16 protein-coding genes are annotated in these 14,594 nt (G+C 71.2%); 6 read left to right on the top strand and 10 right to left on the bottom strand.

Annotation, left to right across the window (positions count from 1 at the left end; translation table 11 throughout):
* Positions 1 to 28 precede the first annotated feature (28 nt).
* The gene (locus AB0J74_RS15865; protein ID WP_363448487.1) at positions 29 to 394 is read left to right on the top strand and encodes a hypothetical protein; all 366 of its coding nucleotides are present in this window, start codon (positions 29 to 31) and stop codon (positions 392 to 394) included.
* Between the two features lie 143 nt (positions 395 to 537).
* On the opposite strand, the gene AB0J74_RS15860 is transcribed toward AB0J74_RS15865, so the two are convergent.
* From AB0J74_RS15860 to AB0J74_RS15830, 7 genes are all read right to left on the bottom strand, one after another.
* Positions 538 to 1,167, bottom strand: coding sequence for a response regulator transcription factor (locus AB0J74_RS15860; protein WP_363448486.1), 630 nt, complete (start codon positions 1,165 to 1,167; stop codon positions 538 to 540).
* Positions 1,164 to 2,429, bottom strand: a complete 1,266-nt coding sequence (locus tag AB0J74_RS15855) for a sensor histidine kinase (RefSeq protein WP_363448485.1) — start codon at positions 2,427 to 2,429, stop codon at positions 1,164 to 1,166. The genes AB0J74_RS15860 and AB0J74_RS15855 overlap by 4 nt, the downstream gene beginning before the upstream one ends.
* Before the next feature lie 11 nt (positions 2,430 to 2,440).
* Positions 2,441 to 3,187 carry an ABC transporter permease gene (locus tag AB0J74_RS15850; protein WP_363448484.1) on the bottom strand — a complete coding sequence of 249 codons (747 nt, stop codon included), beginning with the start codon at positions 3,185 to 3,187 and terminating at the stop codon, positions 2,441 to 2,443.
* The gene (locus AB0J74_RS15845; RefSeq protein ID WP_363448483.1) at positions 3,177 to 3,920 is read right to left on the bottom strand and encodes an ABC transporter ATP-binding protein; all 744 of its coding nucleotides are present in this window, start codon (positions 3,918 to 3,920) and stop codon (positions 3,177 to 3,179) included. Before AB0J74_RS15845 ends, AB0J74_RS15850 begins: the two co-directional genes overlap by 11 nt.
* Before the next feature lie 103 nt (positions 3,921 to 4,023).
* A complete protein-coding gene (locus AB0J74_RS15840) occupies positions 4,024 to 4,590 on the bottom strand; it encodes a hypothetical protein (RefSeq protein ID WP_363448482.1) in 567 nt (188 codons plus the stop codon).
* Positions 4,590 to 6,308 (bottom strand): PHP domain-containing protein, encoded by a 1,719-nt coding sequence (locus AB0J74_RS15835; RefSeq protein ID WP_363448481.1) that lies wholly within the window; start codon positions 6,306 to 6,308, stop codon positions 4,590 to 4,592. Before AB0J74_RS15835 ends, AB0J74_RS15840 begins: the two co-directional genes overlap by 1 nt.
* 106 nt (positions 6,309 to 6,414) lie before the next feature.
* Positions 6,415 to 8,172, bottom strand: coding sequence for a cellulose binding domain-containing protein (locus AB0J74_RS15830; protein WP_363448480.1), 1,758 nt, complete (start codon positions 8,170 to 8,172; stop codon positions 6,415 to 6,417).
* A gap of 132 nt (positions 8,173 to 8,304) precedes the next feature.
* Here AB0J74_RS15830 and AB0J74_RS15825 point away from each other — a divergent pair, with 132 nt between their 5' ends.
* A complete protein-coding gene (locus AB0J74_RS15825) occupies positions 8,305 to 8,754 on the top strand; it encodes an NUDIX domain-containing protein (protein ID WP_363448479.1) in 450 nt (149 codons plus the stop codon).
* Here AB0J74_RS15825 and AB0J74_RS15820 read toward each other — a convergent pair.
* Entirely contained in the window at positions 8,751 to 9,413 is a 663-nt protein-coding gene (locus tag AB0J74_RS15820) for an HAD-IA family hydrolase (protein WP_363448478.1), read from the bottom strand. The genes AB0J74_RS15825 and AB0J74_RS15820 overlap by 4 nt on opposite strands.
* A 130-nt stretch (positions 9,414 to 9,543) precedes the next feature.
* Between AB0J74_RS15820 and AB0J74_RS15815 the strand changes: the two genes are divergently transcribed.
* The 3 genes from AB0J74_RS15815 (at position 9,544) to AB0J74_RS15805 (ending at position 12,310) form a co-directional block, all read left to right on the top strand.
* On the top strand, positions 9,544 to 9,882 hold the full coding sequence (locus AB0J74_RS15815) for a hypothetical protein (protein ID WP_363448477.1): 339 nt from the start codon (positions 9,544 to 9,546) through the stop codon (positions 9,880 to 9,882).
* A complete protein-coding gene (locus AB0J74_RS15810; protein ID WP_363448476.1) occupies positions 9,879 to 10,862 on the top strand; it encodes an SRPBCC family protein in 984 nt (327 codons plus the stop codon). Before AB0J74_RS15815 ends, AB0J74_RS15810 begins: the two co-directional genes overlap by 4 nt.
* 170 nt (positions 10,863 to 11,032) lie before the next feature.
* Positions 11,033 to 12,310 (top strand): hypothetical protein, encoded by a 1,278-nt coding sequence (locus tag AB0J74_RS15805; protein WP_363448475.1) that lies wholly within the window; start codon positions 11,033 to 11,035, stop codon positions 12,308 to 12,310.
* Here AB0J74_RS15805 and AB0J74_RS15800 read toward each other — a convergent pair.
* Positions 12,307 to 12,747, bottom strand: coding sequence for an Lrp/AsnC family transcriptional regulator (locus AB0J74_RS15800; protein ID WP_363448474.1), 441 nt, complete (start codon positions 12,745 to 12,747; stop codon positions 12,307 to 12,309). The two genes, AB0J74_RS15805 and AB0J74_RS15800, sit on opposite strands and share 4 nt — an antisense overlap.
* Positions 12,748 to 12,807: 60 nt before the next feature.
* Between AB0J74_RS15800 and AB0J74_RS15795 the strand changes: the two genes are divergently transcribed.
* Positions 12,808 to 13,737 carry an SMP-30/gluconolactonase/LRE family protein gene (locus tag AB0J74_RS15795; protein ID WP_363448473.1) on the top strand — a complete coding sequence of 310 codons (930 nt, stop codon included), beginning with the start codon at positions 12,808 to 12,810 and terminating at the stop codon, positions 13,735 to 13,737.
* Here the strand turns inward: AB0J74_RS15795 and AB0J74_RS15790 are convergent.
* Complete coding sequence (locus AB0J74_RS15790) at positions 13,725 to 14,558, bottom strand: metal-dependent hydrolase (protein ID WP_363448472.1); 834 nt, start codon at positions 14,556 to 14,558, stop codon at positions 13,725 to 13,727. The two genes, AB0J74_RS15795 and AB0J74_RS15790, sit on opposite strands and share 13 nt — an antisense overlap.
* Between the last annotated feature and the right edge of the window lie 36 nt (positions 14,559 to 14,594).

Genomic DNA, 14,594 nt, shown 5'->3' with positions numbered 1-14,594 from the left:
CCAGGACCGATACGAGGGGGAGAGAACCATGCCCGGAAAAGCCGTCGTCAGCCTGGTCACCGGCCTGGAAGACCCGGAGAAGGTGACCGTCGCGTTCCTGGTCGCGGTCGGCGCCGCCGAACAGGGCCGGCCGACGATGATGTTCCTGACCAAGGAGGCCACCCGGCTGGCCGTCACCGGCGTCGCGGTCGGCGTGGCCTGCGAGGGCTGCCCGCCGCTGGCCGACCTGACCCGCCGATACGCCGCCGCCGGCGGCCGGCTGCTGGTCTGCCCGATCTGCTTCGACGCCCGCCGGCTCGACAAGGGCGACCTGGTCGACAACGCCGAGATCGGCGGCACCGTGCCGCTGTGGCAGTGGATCGGCGACGAGGGAGCCACGACCTTCAGCTACTGAACCGCTGGCGCCGGGAACGCGTACCCATGATTGCGATCGCTTCTCTCCGCGAAGCCGAGCGACCGCGGGGCCGGGCCGAACACGAACGTCAGCAGACCCGGCGGTGTGCCGCCGCGTCACCCCCAAGGCGCGGCGGCACATCCCTATCGCCCGGGCGTCAGCAGCCCCCGATGGAACGCCTCGGCCACCGCCGCGGCGCGGTCGCTGACGCCGAGCTTGGCGTAGATGTTGAGCAGGTGGGTCTTGACGGTGGCCTCGCTGATGAACAGCGTCGCGGCCGCCTCCCGGTTGTTCCGGCCGTCGGCGACCAGCGTCAACACCTGGAGTTCCCGCTCGCTGAGGGGGCCGGCGCCGGGCTGGCGCACCTGGTGCATCAGGCGGCTGGCCACCGACGGGGCCAGCACCGCCTCACCCCGGGCGGCCGCGCGGACCGCCCGGAGCAACTCGTCGCGGGGCGCGTCCTTGAGCAGGTAGCCGGTCGCGCCCGCCTCGATCGCCGGCACCACGTAGCTGTCGGTGTCGTACGTCGTCAGCACCAGCACCTTGCTCTCGACGCCATGCCTGGCCAGTTCGCCGATCGCGGTGACGCCGTCGGTGCCGGGCATCCGCAGGTCCATCAGGATCACGTCGGGGCGCAGCGCGCGGGCCAGCCGCACCGCCTCGGCGCCGTCGCCCGCCTGGCCGAGCACCTCGAAATCCGGGTCGCGGGCGAACATCCCGCTCAGGCCGTCACGGACGATCGGATGGTCGTCGACCACCAGCAGTGTGATCATGCCGTTGCTCCCGCCGGGATCGAGGCCGAGATCGCGGTGCCGGCGCTCGGTTCCGACTCGACCCGCAGCGTGCCGGCCACCTGCTCGACGCGCTGTCGCATCGCCAGCAGGCCGAAGCCGCCGCCGGTCTTCGACGCGGGCGGCCGGGCCGGGTCGAAGCCGCGACCGTCGTCGCGCACGTCGAGCGCCACCTCACCGTCTAGATAGGACAGGGTCACGCCGACCCGGGTGGCACCGGCGTGGGCGGCGACGTTGGCCAGCGCCTCCTGCGCGGTGCGCAGCAGGGCCAGCTCGGCTTCGGGCGGCATCGGCCGCTCGGCGCCGGTCGTGGTCACCTCCACCGGGATGCCGTGCTGGGCCGACCACCGCTTGGCGACGCCGGCGACCGCGTCGCCCAGTCGGGCACCGCGCAGCGGCTCGGGACGCAGCGCGTGCACCGAACGCCGGGCCTCGCGCAGGCTCTCCCGGGCCAGCTCGGTCGCCGCGGTGAGGTGTCGCCGCCACTGCTCCGGCTCGACCGCCGCCTGCTCGGCCGCCTGGAGCTGGGTGACGATGCCGGTGAGCCCCTGCGCGAGGGTGTCGTGGATCTCCCGGGCCATCCGCTGCCGTTCCTCGTGGATGCCCGCCTCGCGGGCCTGGCCGAGCAACCGCTCGTGCAGGCTGGCGTTCTCGGCGAGAGACATCTCCAGCCGCTCGTTGGTGGCTCGCAGCTCCACCATCGTCCGCGCACGCTCCTCACGTTCCCGGTCGCCGTGCCAGTCGACCCAGGCGAACGCCGACATCGGCGCCGCGTTGATCAGGATGATCGCCACGTGCAGCACCACCCCCTCGGTGGTGCGCAACGAGATGCCCGAGGCCTGTGCGATCCCGGCCGCCGTGGCCACCGCGACGACGCCCGGTATCCGCCACGGCCAGGGCAGCACGCCGAAGGCGAAGAAGTAGCCGATCGGTGTGATGAACCCGAAATAGGGGTTCTCCAGCACCAGAACCAGGCAGAGCGCGGCCAGGCCGACGAAGAAGATCGCCATCGGCAACGGCCGCACCCGCCAGGCCGGCCGCAGTGTGTAGAAGAACAGGATCCACACCGCGGTCAGCACCAGCAGGCCGAGCGACAGGGGGGTCCGGCCGTCGAGCGTGGGGTTCAGCAGGACGGTGACCCCGGCCAGGAGGGCCAGCAGGCCATAGACGGCCCGGTGGGCGATCCGCTCCCAGCGCAGCGTGGTCTGGTCGCTCACCATCGCCCACGGCATCGCGTTCCGCATGGTTGGGAAACCTACTCCCACCGGAACAGCCGGATCCCGAGCAGCGCGGTGACCACCGCGTACCCGGCCAGCAGCAGCAACCGCCAGGCGTCCGGCCAGTGGCCCTGGGTGGCGTCGGTCAGCGCGGTGACCGCGGCGCCCAGCGGTGTGGCCTCGCTCACGTGCCGCAGCATCGGCGGCATCGCCTGCAGCGGCAGCCACAGCCCGGCGAAGAAGCTCAGCGCGTAGAACAGCACCGAACCGATGGCGTTGGCGGCCTTGCCGGTCGGCGCGGCCGCTGCGACCAGCACGCCGACGCCGATCAGGGCGAACGCGGCGAGCAGCACGGTGAGCGCGTACGCACCGGGGTTGCGCGGCAGTGGCACGTCGAAGACGAACCGGGCCACGCCGAGCAGCACCAGGACCGCCACCATCGAGGTGCCGAAGCAGATCGTCAGCTGGGCGGCGAGCACCCGGGCCGGGCCGACCGGCGTGGTGCGCATCCGGCGCAGCACGCCCTGCTCCCGATAGCCGGCCAGGGTCGGTGGGATGGTGTTGAGCGCCAGCATGGCGACCACGAAACAGACCAGGATCGGCACGTACGTGTAGAGCAGCGGCTGGCCGTCGAACCCGTTGCCCGGCCTGCTGAAGAAGTCGATGTTGCCGAAGACGCTCAGCAGCGCGACCGGGAACAGCACGCCGAAGATCGGGCCGACCTTGTCGCGCAGGAACAGCGTGAACTCGGTGGCGGTCAGTTGCCGCAGGGCTTCAGTTGACATCGGCGTTCTCCCCGGTCAGTGCCACGAAGGCGTCTTCAAGGCTGGCCCGCTCGAGGCCGAGTTGGGCGGCCGCCCGGTCGGCGAGGGCGGTCGGTGTGTCGACGGTCACGACCCGACCCGAGTCGATCACCGCGACCCGGTCGCAGAGGCGTTCGGCCTCTTCCATGAAGTGGGTGACGAGGACGATCGTGACGCCGCGGGCGCGCACGTCGGCGATCAGCTTCCAGGTCTCGCGGCGGGCCCGCGGGTCGAGCCCGGTGGTCAGCTCGTCGAGCACCGCGATGCGGGGGTTGCCGACCAGCGCGAGCGCGATCGAGAGCCGCTGCTTCTGGCCGCCGGAGAGCTTTCCGAATCGGGTACGCCGGACCTCGCCCAGCCCGAGGGCCTGGATCAGCGACTCGGGGTCGGCCGGCTGGTCGTAGAAGGACCGGTAGAGGTCGAGCGCCTCGCCCACCCTGAGCCGCTCGGGCAGTTGGGCGTCCTGCAGTTGCACGCCGAGCCGCTGGGTCAGCGCCGCCCGGTCGCGCACCGGGTCGAGCCCGAGCACCCGGATCGTCCCGCCGTCGGCCCGGCGCAACCCTTCGACACACTCCACCGTCGTCGTCTTCCCGGCGCCGTTGGGCCCCAGGATCCCGAAGATCTCGCCCTCGGCGACGGTGAACGACACATCCTCGACGGCGACCTTGTCGCCGTACCGCTTGTGCAGTTGCCGCACTTCGATAACCGCTGTCATGCCAACAAGCCTGGGCGCGGCGGCGCTCGGCGGGCACCGACCAGCTAGCGCTCCACGGCCCGGTCACGGTGGATTCCGCCGGTCAACCGATCGGTGGATCCGCCTAGTGCAGCGAGCAGCAGGGGATCTCTTCCGGCATCTCGAACGGCGCGATCCGGCCGCCCACGTGCGGCAGGGTGACCAGGGTGAGGTGGCCGGCCATCCAGAGCGGCCGGACGTGATCCCTGGTCTCGACCAGGGTCTCCGGCGTCGCCGGGGCGCCGCCCATGACCGTGACCCGGTCGATGGCGCTGAGCGACAGGATCTCCGCGACGCTCAGCGTGCCGACCAGGGCGTCGCGACCCGGATAGGCGAACGCCCGGCCGCCCTGGCCCGAGAGGTGCTCCTCGCGGGCCAGGGCCGCCGCGGCCGCTAGGCCGTCGGGGACGGGTGGCAGATCCACCTCGACCCCCGACGGCAGCGCGATGCTGAACGCCACGTGCGGGCTCGGCACGCGCAACAGGTGGGTGCAGGCGACGACGCGGTCGCGCTGGTCGCCGAGAACCTCGACGAACCAGTGCTCCGCCGCCCGCACGTCCCTGTCGGCGCGGTCGAATCCGACGTGGGTGACCGCACCGCAGCTGGCGGCCTCGGCCGCCAGCTGCGGGAGGACCCTAAAGGCCTCGGTCATCAGTGGGTCTCGACCCAGATCGGGTTCGTGTAGAACCACAGGTCGGCCCACGGGTCGGCGTCGCCGACCACGTCGATCGCCGGGCCTTCCGGGTCGACCGAGACGCCCAGGTAGCCCGGGCCCTTGCGGTTGCCGTCGGTGCCCCGGACCCGCACGTAGTACGACTCCTCGGCGCGGCCCAGTGCGTACGTGAAGGAGACCTTCTTCTGGCCGGATCCGACCTCGAACGACTTCTCCACCCGGGTGTTGGGCGTGGTGAACGCGTCCTTGTCCGCCGGCTTGCCGGTCACCTTGCCGCGGATCACGTCGACCCGGGCCAGCTTCGGCACGAACTCGGCCCAGTTGGGCAGCACGGCCAGGTCGATGGAGATGACCAGTTCGAGCGCGGTGCCCTTCTTGACCGAGACGGTGCCGCCGAGCGGGGTGCCGCCGTCCTTCGACCGGTCGCCGGCCTTACGGACCCGCATGTCGAGGCCGGCGAGCAGGCCACCGTGGTCGACCCAGATGCGGCCCAGGCGCAGGCCGTCCATCACCGCCTTGTAGGAGTCGGTGGTGGCACCCACGTGGGTCTTGCTGTAGTAGCCGGGCCAGAAGTCGACGTTGGTCGTGTTGACCGTGCCGCCGTGCACCGGGTCGAGGTAGTAGCCGAGCTGGTTGAAGTCGCTGTTACCGCGGACCGCGGTCTCCAGGAAGATGGTGTGCGCGTCCGAGTTCGCGGTGATCCACCACGGCTTGCCCTCGGCCAGCAGGCTGTCCCAGAGGCCGCCGACCGTCGCGGTGAACCAGTCGAAGCCGCCCCAGGTGCGGTAGCTCTCCAGCGGGTACGGGAACGAGTTGGCCGACGGGCTGTTGCCGTAGGCGCCGCGGGCCGCGCCCGGGCCGCCCTTGGCCTTGGCGAGGCCGCCGGCCTGGTGACCGGGCGCGCCCTCCATGCCGATCGCGATGCCCGGGGCCGCGTCGCGCCAGCCACGGATCTCGTGCGGCGAGTCGATGCCGTTGCGGGCCGGGTGGTTGGCCAGGAACAGCGCGTGCTCGACCTTGCCGCGCTTGACGGCGTCGACTAGGAAGTTGAGGCCGGAGATGGCCAGCGCCTCGTTGGCCGGCGTGGAGTCGCCAGCGGCCTTGACGCTCGAGTCGAAGCTGTTCTCGAACTGCTTGAGCACCGAGAGCTCGTTCTTGCCCGGGTGCACGAACACGGTGCCGTGCTCGGCGGCCGGGATGTTCCACTCGAGACCCTGGAAGACCAGGGTGTCCTTGAGCGCCTCGCGAGCGGCGAGGATCTCCGGGTTGACCTTGTCCACACCGATCTTGGCGTGCGCCTCGCTGCCGTGGTCGGTGATGACCATCCAGTCCAGCCCGTACGCCCGGCCGTGCTGCACCTGGTCGATCACCCGGTACATGCCGTCGCTGCTGTAGTGCGTGTGGATGTGGTGGTCACCGGCGAGCCACGTGAAGCTCCCGCCCTTGTCGTCGTGCTCATCGTCCTTGCCGTGCGCGGACGCCGGCTCGGCGCCGACGCCGACGCCGGCACCCGCCAGCGCGCCGGCGGCGGCTACGCCCGCACCGAGCAGACCGGCCCGGCGCAGGAACGCCCGCCGGCTGCGGTCCTCGGGGCGCAGCTCCTCGTCCGGGGTGGACAGGTCGAGAGCGGCGGGCAGGTCACTGCCGCCGATCCCGACCTCGTCGTCGTGGTGGTGGTGCCCATGGCCGTGGCCCATGTGTCCTCCTGTGAAATGGCGTGCCGTCGGCCAACATCACGGAGGGCGGCTAACAGTGGGTGTTGCCTGAGCGCTTCTTACGTGAACGTTCGAATAGGGCTGTGGTCTAAGGCAACGCGTTGAGGAACGGCTCGTGACTGTTGCGGAACTCCCAGTTGTAGAAGCGATCCCAGTTGATCGACCAGGTCATCAGGCCCCGGAACGCCGGGTTGGTGCCGCTACGCGGCGTGTAACCACCGCAGTTGGTGCCCTTGACCAGGCAGTTGACCGCCTGTTGGACACCAGCCGGAGCGACGTAGCCATTGCCCGCGGTGACTGACGACGGCGTGCCGAAGGCGACCTGGTCCTCGCGCAGCGGCGCGAACACGTTGGCGGTGTTGCCGGCGACCGGGAACCCGGCCAGCAGCATGTCGGTCATCGCGATGTGGAAGTCGGCGCCGCCCATGGTGTGGTACTGGTTGTCGAGGCCCATGATCGGCCCGGAGTTGTAGTCCTGCACGTGCAGCACGGTGATGTCGTCGCGCAGCGCGTTGATGACCGGCAGGTAGGAGCCGGCTCGCGGGTCCTGCCCGCCGAACGGCCCCGAGCCGTAGAACTGGTAGCCGAGTTGGACGAAGAACGTCTCCGGCGCCATGGTGAGCACGAAGCGCGACCCGTACCGCTGCTTGAGGGTCCGCACCGCGGAGATCAGGTTGACGACCACCGGCGTCGTCGGGTTGCGGAAGTCGGTGTCGCCCGTGTTGAGCGTCAGCGAGTGCCCCTCGAAGTCGATGTCGAGCCCGTCGAGGCCGTAGCGGTCGATGATCGCGGCCACCGAACTGACGAACCGGTCGCGGGCCGCGGTCGTGGTCAGCTGCACCTGCCCGTTCTGGCCGCCGATCGAGATGAGCACCTTCTTGCCGGCCGCCTGCTTCGCCCGGATCGCGGCGATGAACTCGGCCTCGGTCTCGACGCCCGGGCATTCGCTGGCCGGGCAGAGCTGGAAGCGGATGTCGCCGGAGGTCACGCTCGTCGGCTCGCCGAACGCGAGGTTGACGATGTCCCAGTCGGCGGGCACGTCGGCCAGCCGCAGATAGCCGGAGCCGTTGGCGAAGCTGGCGTGCAGATAGCCGATCAGCGCGTGCTTCGGCAGACCGCTGGCCGGCGGAGTGGTCGTTCCGGTCGTGCCGGTCACGGTCGCGCTGCGGGCACCCTCACCGACGCTGTTGTACGCGGCCACGGCGTACGTGTGCGTCGTGTTGGCGGCGAGCCCGCTGATCGTGGCGCTGGTGCCGGTCACGGTCGCCCGCACCGTGCTGGCCTCGTAGACCCGGTAGCCGGTGACGGTGCCGGAGGCGGCGCCCCAGCTCAGCGAGATCGAACCGCTGGTCGTGCCGGTCACCCGCGGCGCGCCCGGCGCACCCGGCACGGTCGGGTTGGGCGGGTTGCTGGTCGGCGGGTTCGACGTCGGTGGCGTGGTCGGCCCGCCGCCGCCACAGGACGCGCCGTTGAGCGTGCAGTTGCTCGGCGTCGCGGCGCCGGACCCGTTGAATCCGAAGGAGACCGACGCACCCGGTGCGACCGTGCCGTTCCACGACTTGTTGCGGAACGTGAACCGCTGACCCGACCGGATCATGTCGGCGTCCCAGAACGTGGTGACGGTGGCGCCGGACGGCAGGTCGAACGCGACCGCCCAGGAGCTCATCGAGGTCGTGCCGCCGTTGCTGACGGTGTATCTGCCCTCCCACCCCGAGCCCCAGTCGGAGATCTTGGTGAAGGTGGCGGTCGGCCCGGCCGCCGCGGCGTTGCCCGCGATCGCGACGGCGCCGACGGCGGCCGCCAGAACGGCGACCAACCCCATGAGAACCGATCTGGTACGACGCATCCGGGCCTCCAGATATCGATGGATGCCCAATTATTAGGACTCTTAACTGTTCCTGTCCAGACCCCGTACCGCGAAACCGGCTTGCCGCCCTGTGAGGCGGCGGGGTAGACCCGACCGGTGAGACAACCGCGCGTGAGGGCAGCGTCCTATGTGACCCGAAGCGGGCCTGGCGGGCTCGAACTACTGGTCTTCCACTACCCCAGCAAGCCCGATCACGGCTACCACGTGCCCGGCGGCGGCGTCGACCCCGGCGAGCGACCCGATCACGGCGCGGTCCGCGAGGCGATCGAGGAGACGGGCGTGGCCGGCACCCTCTCCCCCGGCGGCCTGCTCGGCGCCGAACTGGGTCGCTACGGCAACGGCCACCCGTTCATCGGCCTCTACTTCCACCTGCACACCGACGAGCCGCGCGATGCCTGGAGCCACATCACGATCGGCGACCCCGAGGCCTGGGACACCGGCGTGCCGGTCGCCTGCCGGTTCGTGCCACTGGCCGAGGCCGGCCCGCTGCTGCGCACGAGCTGGCTCGACCAGTCGCGCTATCTCGACCACCTGGCGCCCGACCCGCTGCCCCACCACTAGGCGCGGAGGCGGGTGACCAACTCCGACAGTGACGCGACGCGCTCGCCCGGCCATGCCGGGTCGGTGTCCTGGAACTCGGTCGTGCGCAGCACCGCCATGCCGACCGCCGCCGCACCTGCCGGTTCGCCGTCGGCACCGTCGCCGACGAACCAACAGTCGGCGGGGCGCACACCGAGGCGGTCGGCGGCGGCGCGGTAGATCCGCGGGTCCGGCTTGGCCGCGCCGACGTCCGGGGAGAACACCGCGGCGTCGAACCGGCGGGACAGCGCGGTCGCCGGCCACAGTTCGGTGGTCTCGGCGGTGGTGTTGCTGACCAGCCCGAGCCGGTAGCCGCCGGCCCGCAGCGCGTCGAGCGCGTCGAAGGTGGCCGGCGTGACGTCGGCGAGCAGCCGCGCGCCGAGGTCTCGCCGGAGCCGCACCGCTCGCGTCACCGCGGCTTCCGATGGGTGGATGCCGAGGCGGCCGGCGAGGATCCGCACGGTCTGCGCAGCGTCCCAGCGGACCAGCCGGTCGGACCAGCTCTCGTGGTGGGCCCGGACGAAGGCGGCGGGGTCGACGCCGACCACCGTGGCCATCTCCTCGAGCACCCGGTCGCGAGCGGCGTCGGCACCCGGGACGAGCGTGTTGAACAGGTCAAAGACGACGGCGGCTCGTGACACCGCAGCACCGTACCCGGTCGAGGCGGCTGCGCTGTTTCCGACGAAAGCGGATTATATGGCGCTATTCACGTTTTGGCCGGGCGCCCACGGGTAGCCGTCGTGAGATGGCGGAACTACGAAGGGAGCCATCATGAAGCCTGGTGGGAGCGCCGCGCTGGCTGTCGGCGTCGGGTACGTGCTCGGCCGGCAACACAAACTTCGCACCGCGCTGATGATCGGCGCCGCGGCCGCGGGTGGCCGGATGGCGGCCCGCAATGCCGGTGGTGGCGGCGGCAACGGAAAAGAGAACCAGGGCAAACAACATGGATCTGGCCTGGTGAGCAAGCTCGGCGGTGCCGGAAAGACGGCCGCCGTCTCCGCCCTCGTGCGCTCCGCCGACCGGATCGGTGAGCGACTGACCGAGCGGGCGACGGCGATGCGCCAGGGCGGCTCCGACTCCAGCTCCGACTCCGGGGAGGAAGACAAGTGAGCCAGGGTACGAATGAGTCCGGCGGCCCGGTCACCGGGAAACTGCTGGAAGGGCTGCAGAATATCGCCGGCGCGCTGGCCGACAGGGCGAAGGCGGCCGTCAACGAGCGGATGGGCGACCTGACCGACCGACTCACCGAGTACGCCGGCGGTGGCAACGGTGCCACCCAGACAGCGGTCGCCAAGGGGGTGGAGGGCCTCCAGAAGGGTGACTCGCCTGTCAAGGCGCTCGCCGGAGCCGGCGTCGCCGGCGGTAAGGAGCAGGTGAAGCAGGCGTTCGGCAAGGGCGACGGTAAGAAGAGCGGCGGCAAGAACACGCTCAAGGTCACCAACATCGTCGAATCGATCGAGGTGGGTGTGCCGGTTTCGGTCGCCTACAACCAGTGGACCGAGTTCAAGAGCTTCCCCAGCTTCATGAAGAAGGTCGAGGACATCGACCAGGAGTCTTCCGAGAAGATGAAGTGGAAGGCGCAGGTGTTCTGGTCGCACCGCACGTGGGAGTCGACCATCACCGAGCAGGTGCCCGACGAGCGGATCGTCTGGACCTCCAAGGGCGAGAAGGGCTCGGTCGACGGCACCGTCACATTCCACGAGGTCACGCAGGACCTCACTCGCATCCTGGTGGTGCTCGAGTACCACCCACAGGGCTTCATGGAACAGACCGGCAACCTGTGGCGCGCGCCCGGCCGCCGGGCCCGGTTGGAACTCAAGCACTTCGTGCGGCACGTGATGCGCGAGACGATCCTGAACCCCGACGAGGTCAAGGGCTGGCGCGGCGAGATCCGCGACGGCGAGGTGGTCCAGGAAGACGACCGCTCCGGCGACGAGGGTGCGGAGCAGCCCGCGGACAAGGCCGAGGAACAGGGCGAGGACAAGGGCGACGAGCAGGCCAAGGACGAGTCCGACAAGAAGGACGAGTCCGACGAGTCCGATGAGTCCGAAAAGAAGAAGGACGAGGAGAAGGTCGGCGCCCAGGCCTAGCCCGCGCCGACCCGCCCCTTCTCCTACCAGTTCCGGGGCTTGCGCCTCGGCAGGCCCGCACGACGGGGCGGCCGGTTGCCGTTGGTCCGTTCTTCCTTGCGGTCAGCGGCGACGGTCGACTGTGCCGAGATGTCCGGCCGGTCGCCGCCCTCGGTCTCGGCCTCCGCGGCGTGCTCGGTGACCTGCTCGCCGGTCTCCCGGGCCTCGGCGCCGGCCTTGCCCGCATCGGCGTCGGTGACACCGTCCACGGTGTCACCGACGCCGGTGGCCGCGCTACCGGCGTCGCCCGCGGCCTGGCCGGCATCGTCGACGACCCCGCCGGCCGCCTGACCGGCCTCGCCACCGGCCTGACCGGCACCACCACCGACATCGCGCGTGGCCTCACCCGCACCCCCACCTGCTTCGCGAGCGGCCTGACCAGCACCACCACCGACATCGCGCGTGGCCTCACCGGCACCCCCACCTGCTTCGCGAGCGGCCTGACCAGCACCACCACCGACATCGCGAGCGGCCTCACCGGCACCCCCACCTGCTTCGCGAGCGGCCTGACCAGCACCACCGCCCACGTCGCGCGTGGCCTCACCGGCACCCCCACCGACATCGCGAGCGGCCTCACCGGCTCCCCCACCTGCTTGGCGAGCGGCCTGACCAGCACCACCGCCCACGTCGCGCGTGGCCTCACCGGCACCCCCACCGACATCGCGGGTGGCCTGACCCGCTCCGCTACCGACATCGCGGGTGGCCTGGCCGGCGCCGCTACCGACATCGCGGGTGGCCTGGCCGGCACCGCCGCCCACGTCGCGGACCGCTTCGCCCGTGCCGCCGCCCACGTCGCGGACCGCTTCGCCCGCCCCGCCGCCGACATCGCGGACCGCCTCGCCCGCGCCGCCGCCGACGTCGCTCACGGCATGGCCGGTGCCGCCGCCGATCTCGCGCACCGCCTCGCCGGCCCCGCGGCCCGTGTCGGTCACCGCGGACTGGATCCCCTCGCCCGCCGCGCCGATCGCCTTGCCGGCGTTCTCCACCAGCGGCTGGATGATCTCGGGATGCGCGTCGATCGTGCCGAGCACGCTGTCGATGATGTGCGCGACGTTCTCCAGCCGCACCTTGAGCTGCGCCTGCGCCTCGACCCCGGCGATGCCCAGGTGCACCTGGTCGATCGCCGCGTCCACGCCGACGTTGAGCCGCAACAGGCTCAGCACCTCGGCGTTGAGGGAGACCCGGGCCCGCAGGTTGGCGACGTCCAACTCGATCTTGTCGACCTGGAGCTTGGGGATGTCGAGGAACACGTCGTCCTGGCGGGCGATGGCAGCATCCTGGTGCCCGTTGTGCTGGCCATCCTCGCGGTGGCCGTTGGGCGGCGGATCCGGTGGACGTACCCCATTTTCAGCCATGTTTTTGAGCATTTCAGGGATCGACCCGAGCGCACGGGCGCTTCGGCCAGCTAGGGACCCGTGATGTGGACGGGGCGATCGAAGAACGATTCGAGCACGACAATCGTCTCGGTGCTGCCCACACCGTGCAGCCGGCGCAACACGTCCTGCAGCCCGGCCGTGCCGGCGGCGCGGATCTTGAGCAACAGCGACGCGGTGCCGGCGACGACGTGTGCCTCTTCGACCTCGGGAATCGCCGCCAGCCGGTCGCGGGTGCCGTCGTCGCCGACCCAGCGCTCGCTGCGGATCAGCACGAACGCCAGCACCGGCACGCCCACCGCCGCCGGGTCGACCTCGATCGTGGTGCGCCGGATGACGCCGCGGTCGCGGAGCTTGCGTACCCGCTCGTGGGCCGCCGCCGTTGACAACCCGGCGGCCGCGGCCAGCGCCGTGTAGGGCTGGGACGCGTCGCGTTGCAGCTCGGCGATCAGAATCGCATCCGTCTGGTCCATTCCGAGCCCGACTCCCGTCCCGCCATTCACATCAAACACCGAACAGGATACAGTCATTTCATGCTTACGCCACATGACGTTCGACGCGAGATCGACCGGGTGCCCGCCCGGTTCGTTTCGCTCGACGAGCGGTTCGGCCGCACCGACGGCGACGCTTTCCTGGAGCGGTTGTTCGGCAACGGACGCTGGACCGAGGGCCCGGCCTACTTCCCGGCCGGCCGCTACCTGGTCTTCAGCGACATCCCCAACGACCGCCTGCTGCGCTGGGACGAGGCCACCGGTGCGGTCGGGGCGTTGCGGCAGCCAGCGGGCTACACCAACGGCCACACCGTCGACCGGGCCGGCCGGCTGATCAGCTGCGAGCAGGGCAACCGGCGGGTGACCCGCACCGAACACGACGGCAGCATCACCGTGCTCGCCGACCGCTATCGCGGCAAGCAGTTCAACAGCCCCAACGACGTGGTGGAGCGGGCCGACGGCTCGGTGTGGTTCACCGACCCCAGCTATGGCATCAGCACCGACTACGAGGGGCACGCGGCCGAGCCGGAGCTCGACGGCTGCCACGTCTACCGGGTCGACCCGCACTCCGGCGAGGTGCGGATGGTCTCCGACGACTTCGAGCGGCCCAACGGGCTGGCGTTCAGCGAAGACGAGGAGACGCTCTACATCGCAGACACGCGACGCAAGCACATCCGCCGGTTCACCGTCGCCGACAGCGACAACCTCACCGGCGGCGAGGTGATCGCGACCTGTGACGCCGGCTCGTTCGACGGGCTGCGGGTCGACGACCAGGGGCGGATCTGGGCCGCCGCACACGACGGGCTGCACTGTTTCGCGCCCGACGGCACGCTGCTCGGCAAGCTGCTCGTGCCCGAGATCGTGAGCAACCTGACCTTCGGCGGGCCGCAGCGCAACCACCTCTTCATCACGGCGACCACCTCGGTCTACACGCTGCGGGTCAACTTCACCGGCGTGCGCTACCCGAAATAACCGCGGGCGACGGGCGCCAGCAGCAGATAGGCGGCGCCCAGGCCGAACAGCCCCATCGCCGGTGCGACCAGCCAACGCTCGACCGCGCCGCCGGCGCGGAACCGCATCCACCGCGGCGTGCCGACGGTGCGCCAGGTGCAGCCGCGGACCCGCGCCGGCCAGAGCAGCGGGCTGCCCCAGTGGGTGAGCGAGTCGCCGAGCGAGTGGGCCAGCGTGCCCCAGCCGGCGGCCAGGCCGACCCACCACCAGCTCGCGCCCGGCTCGGCGACCTCGCGCACGGTGAGCGCCACGACGGCGGCGGCGATCAGCGAGCCGAGCGCCGCGGCGTACTTGCGGGCCCGCCGGCCGCGCACCTGGCCCGGGATCAGCGCGTCGATGATCTCGGCGCGGGTGTTGGGGCGCAGCGCGGTGTGTGTCGCCAGCCAGACCGCGAAGCCGACGATGACGACGCTCGTCGTCACGCCCCAGACCCGGCCGGCCAGCGCCGCGAGGGCGAAGACCGCGAGCGCGAACGGCACCGTGTGCGTGATCAGGCGATGGCCGCCCTGCCCGGGCCGGCGGTCACAGTGGTCACAGGTGGCCTTGCCGAACGCGCCGGCCGCGTCGGACACGCTGCGCGAGATCAGCCGGGTGATCGGGCCGAGCGTGCGGGAGACGGTCGAGCCGGGGTGGTCGATGTCGGGCAACAGCGCGAAGCCGGACGACACGACGGCGCCCGCGACCACCGCCACGGGCCCGACCGGGTGCCCGGCCGCGACCAGCCCGGCACATCCGCCCAACCAACCAACCGCTCCGGAGAGCGCGTGCGACTTGCCCATCATGGACCCAAGTATCGGTGGCCCGCGCCAGCGTCCCGG

The organism is Asanoa sp. NPDC049573, assembly GCF_040676615.1.
Lineage (GTDB): Bacteria > Actinomycetota > Actinomycetes > Mycobacteriales > Micromonosporaceae > Asanoa.
The sequence above is the reverse complement of the archived record's forward strand: the minus strand, read 5'-3'. Positions and strand labels throughout refer to the sequence as shown.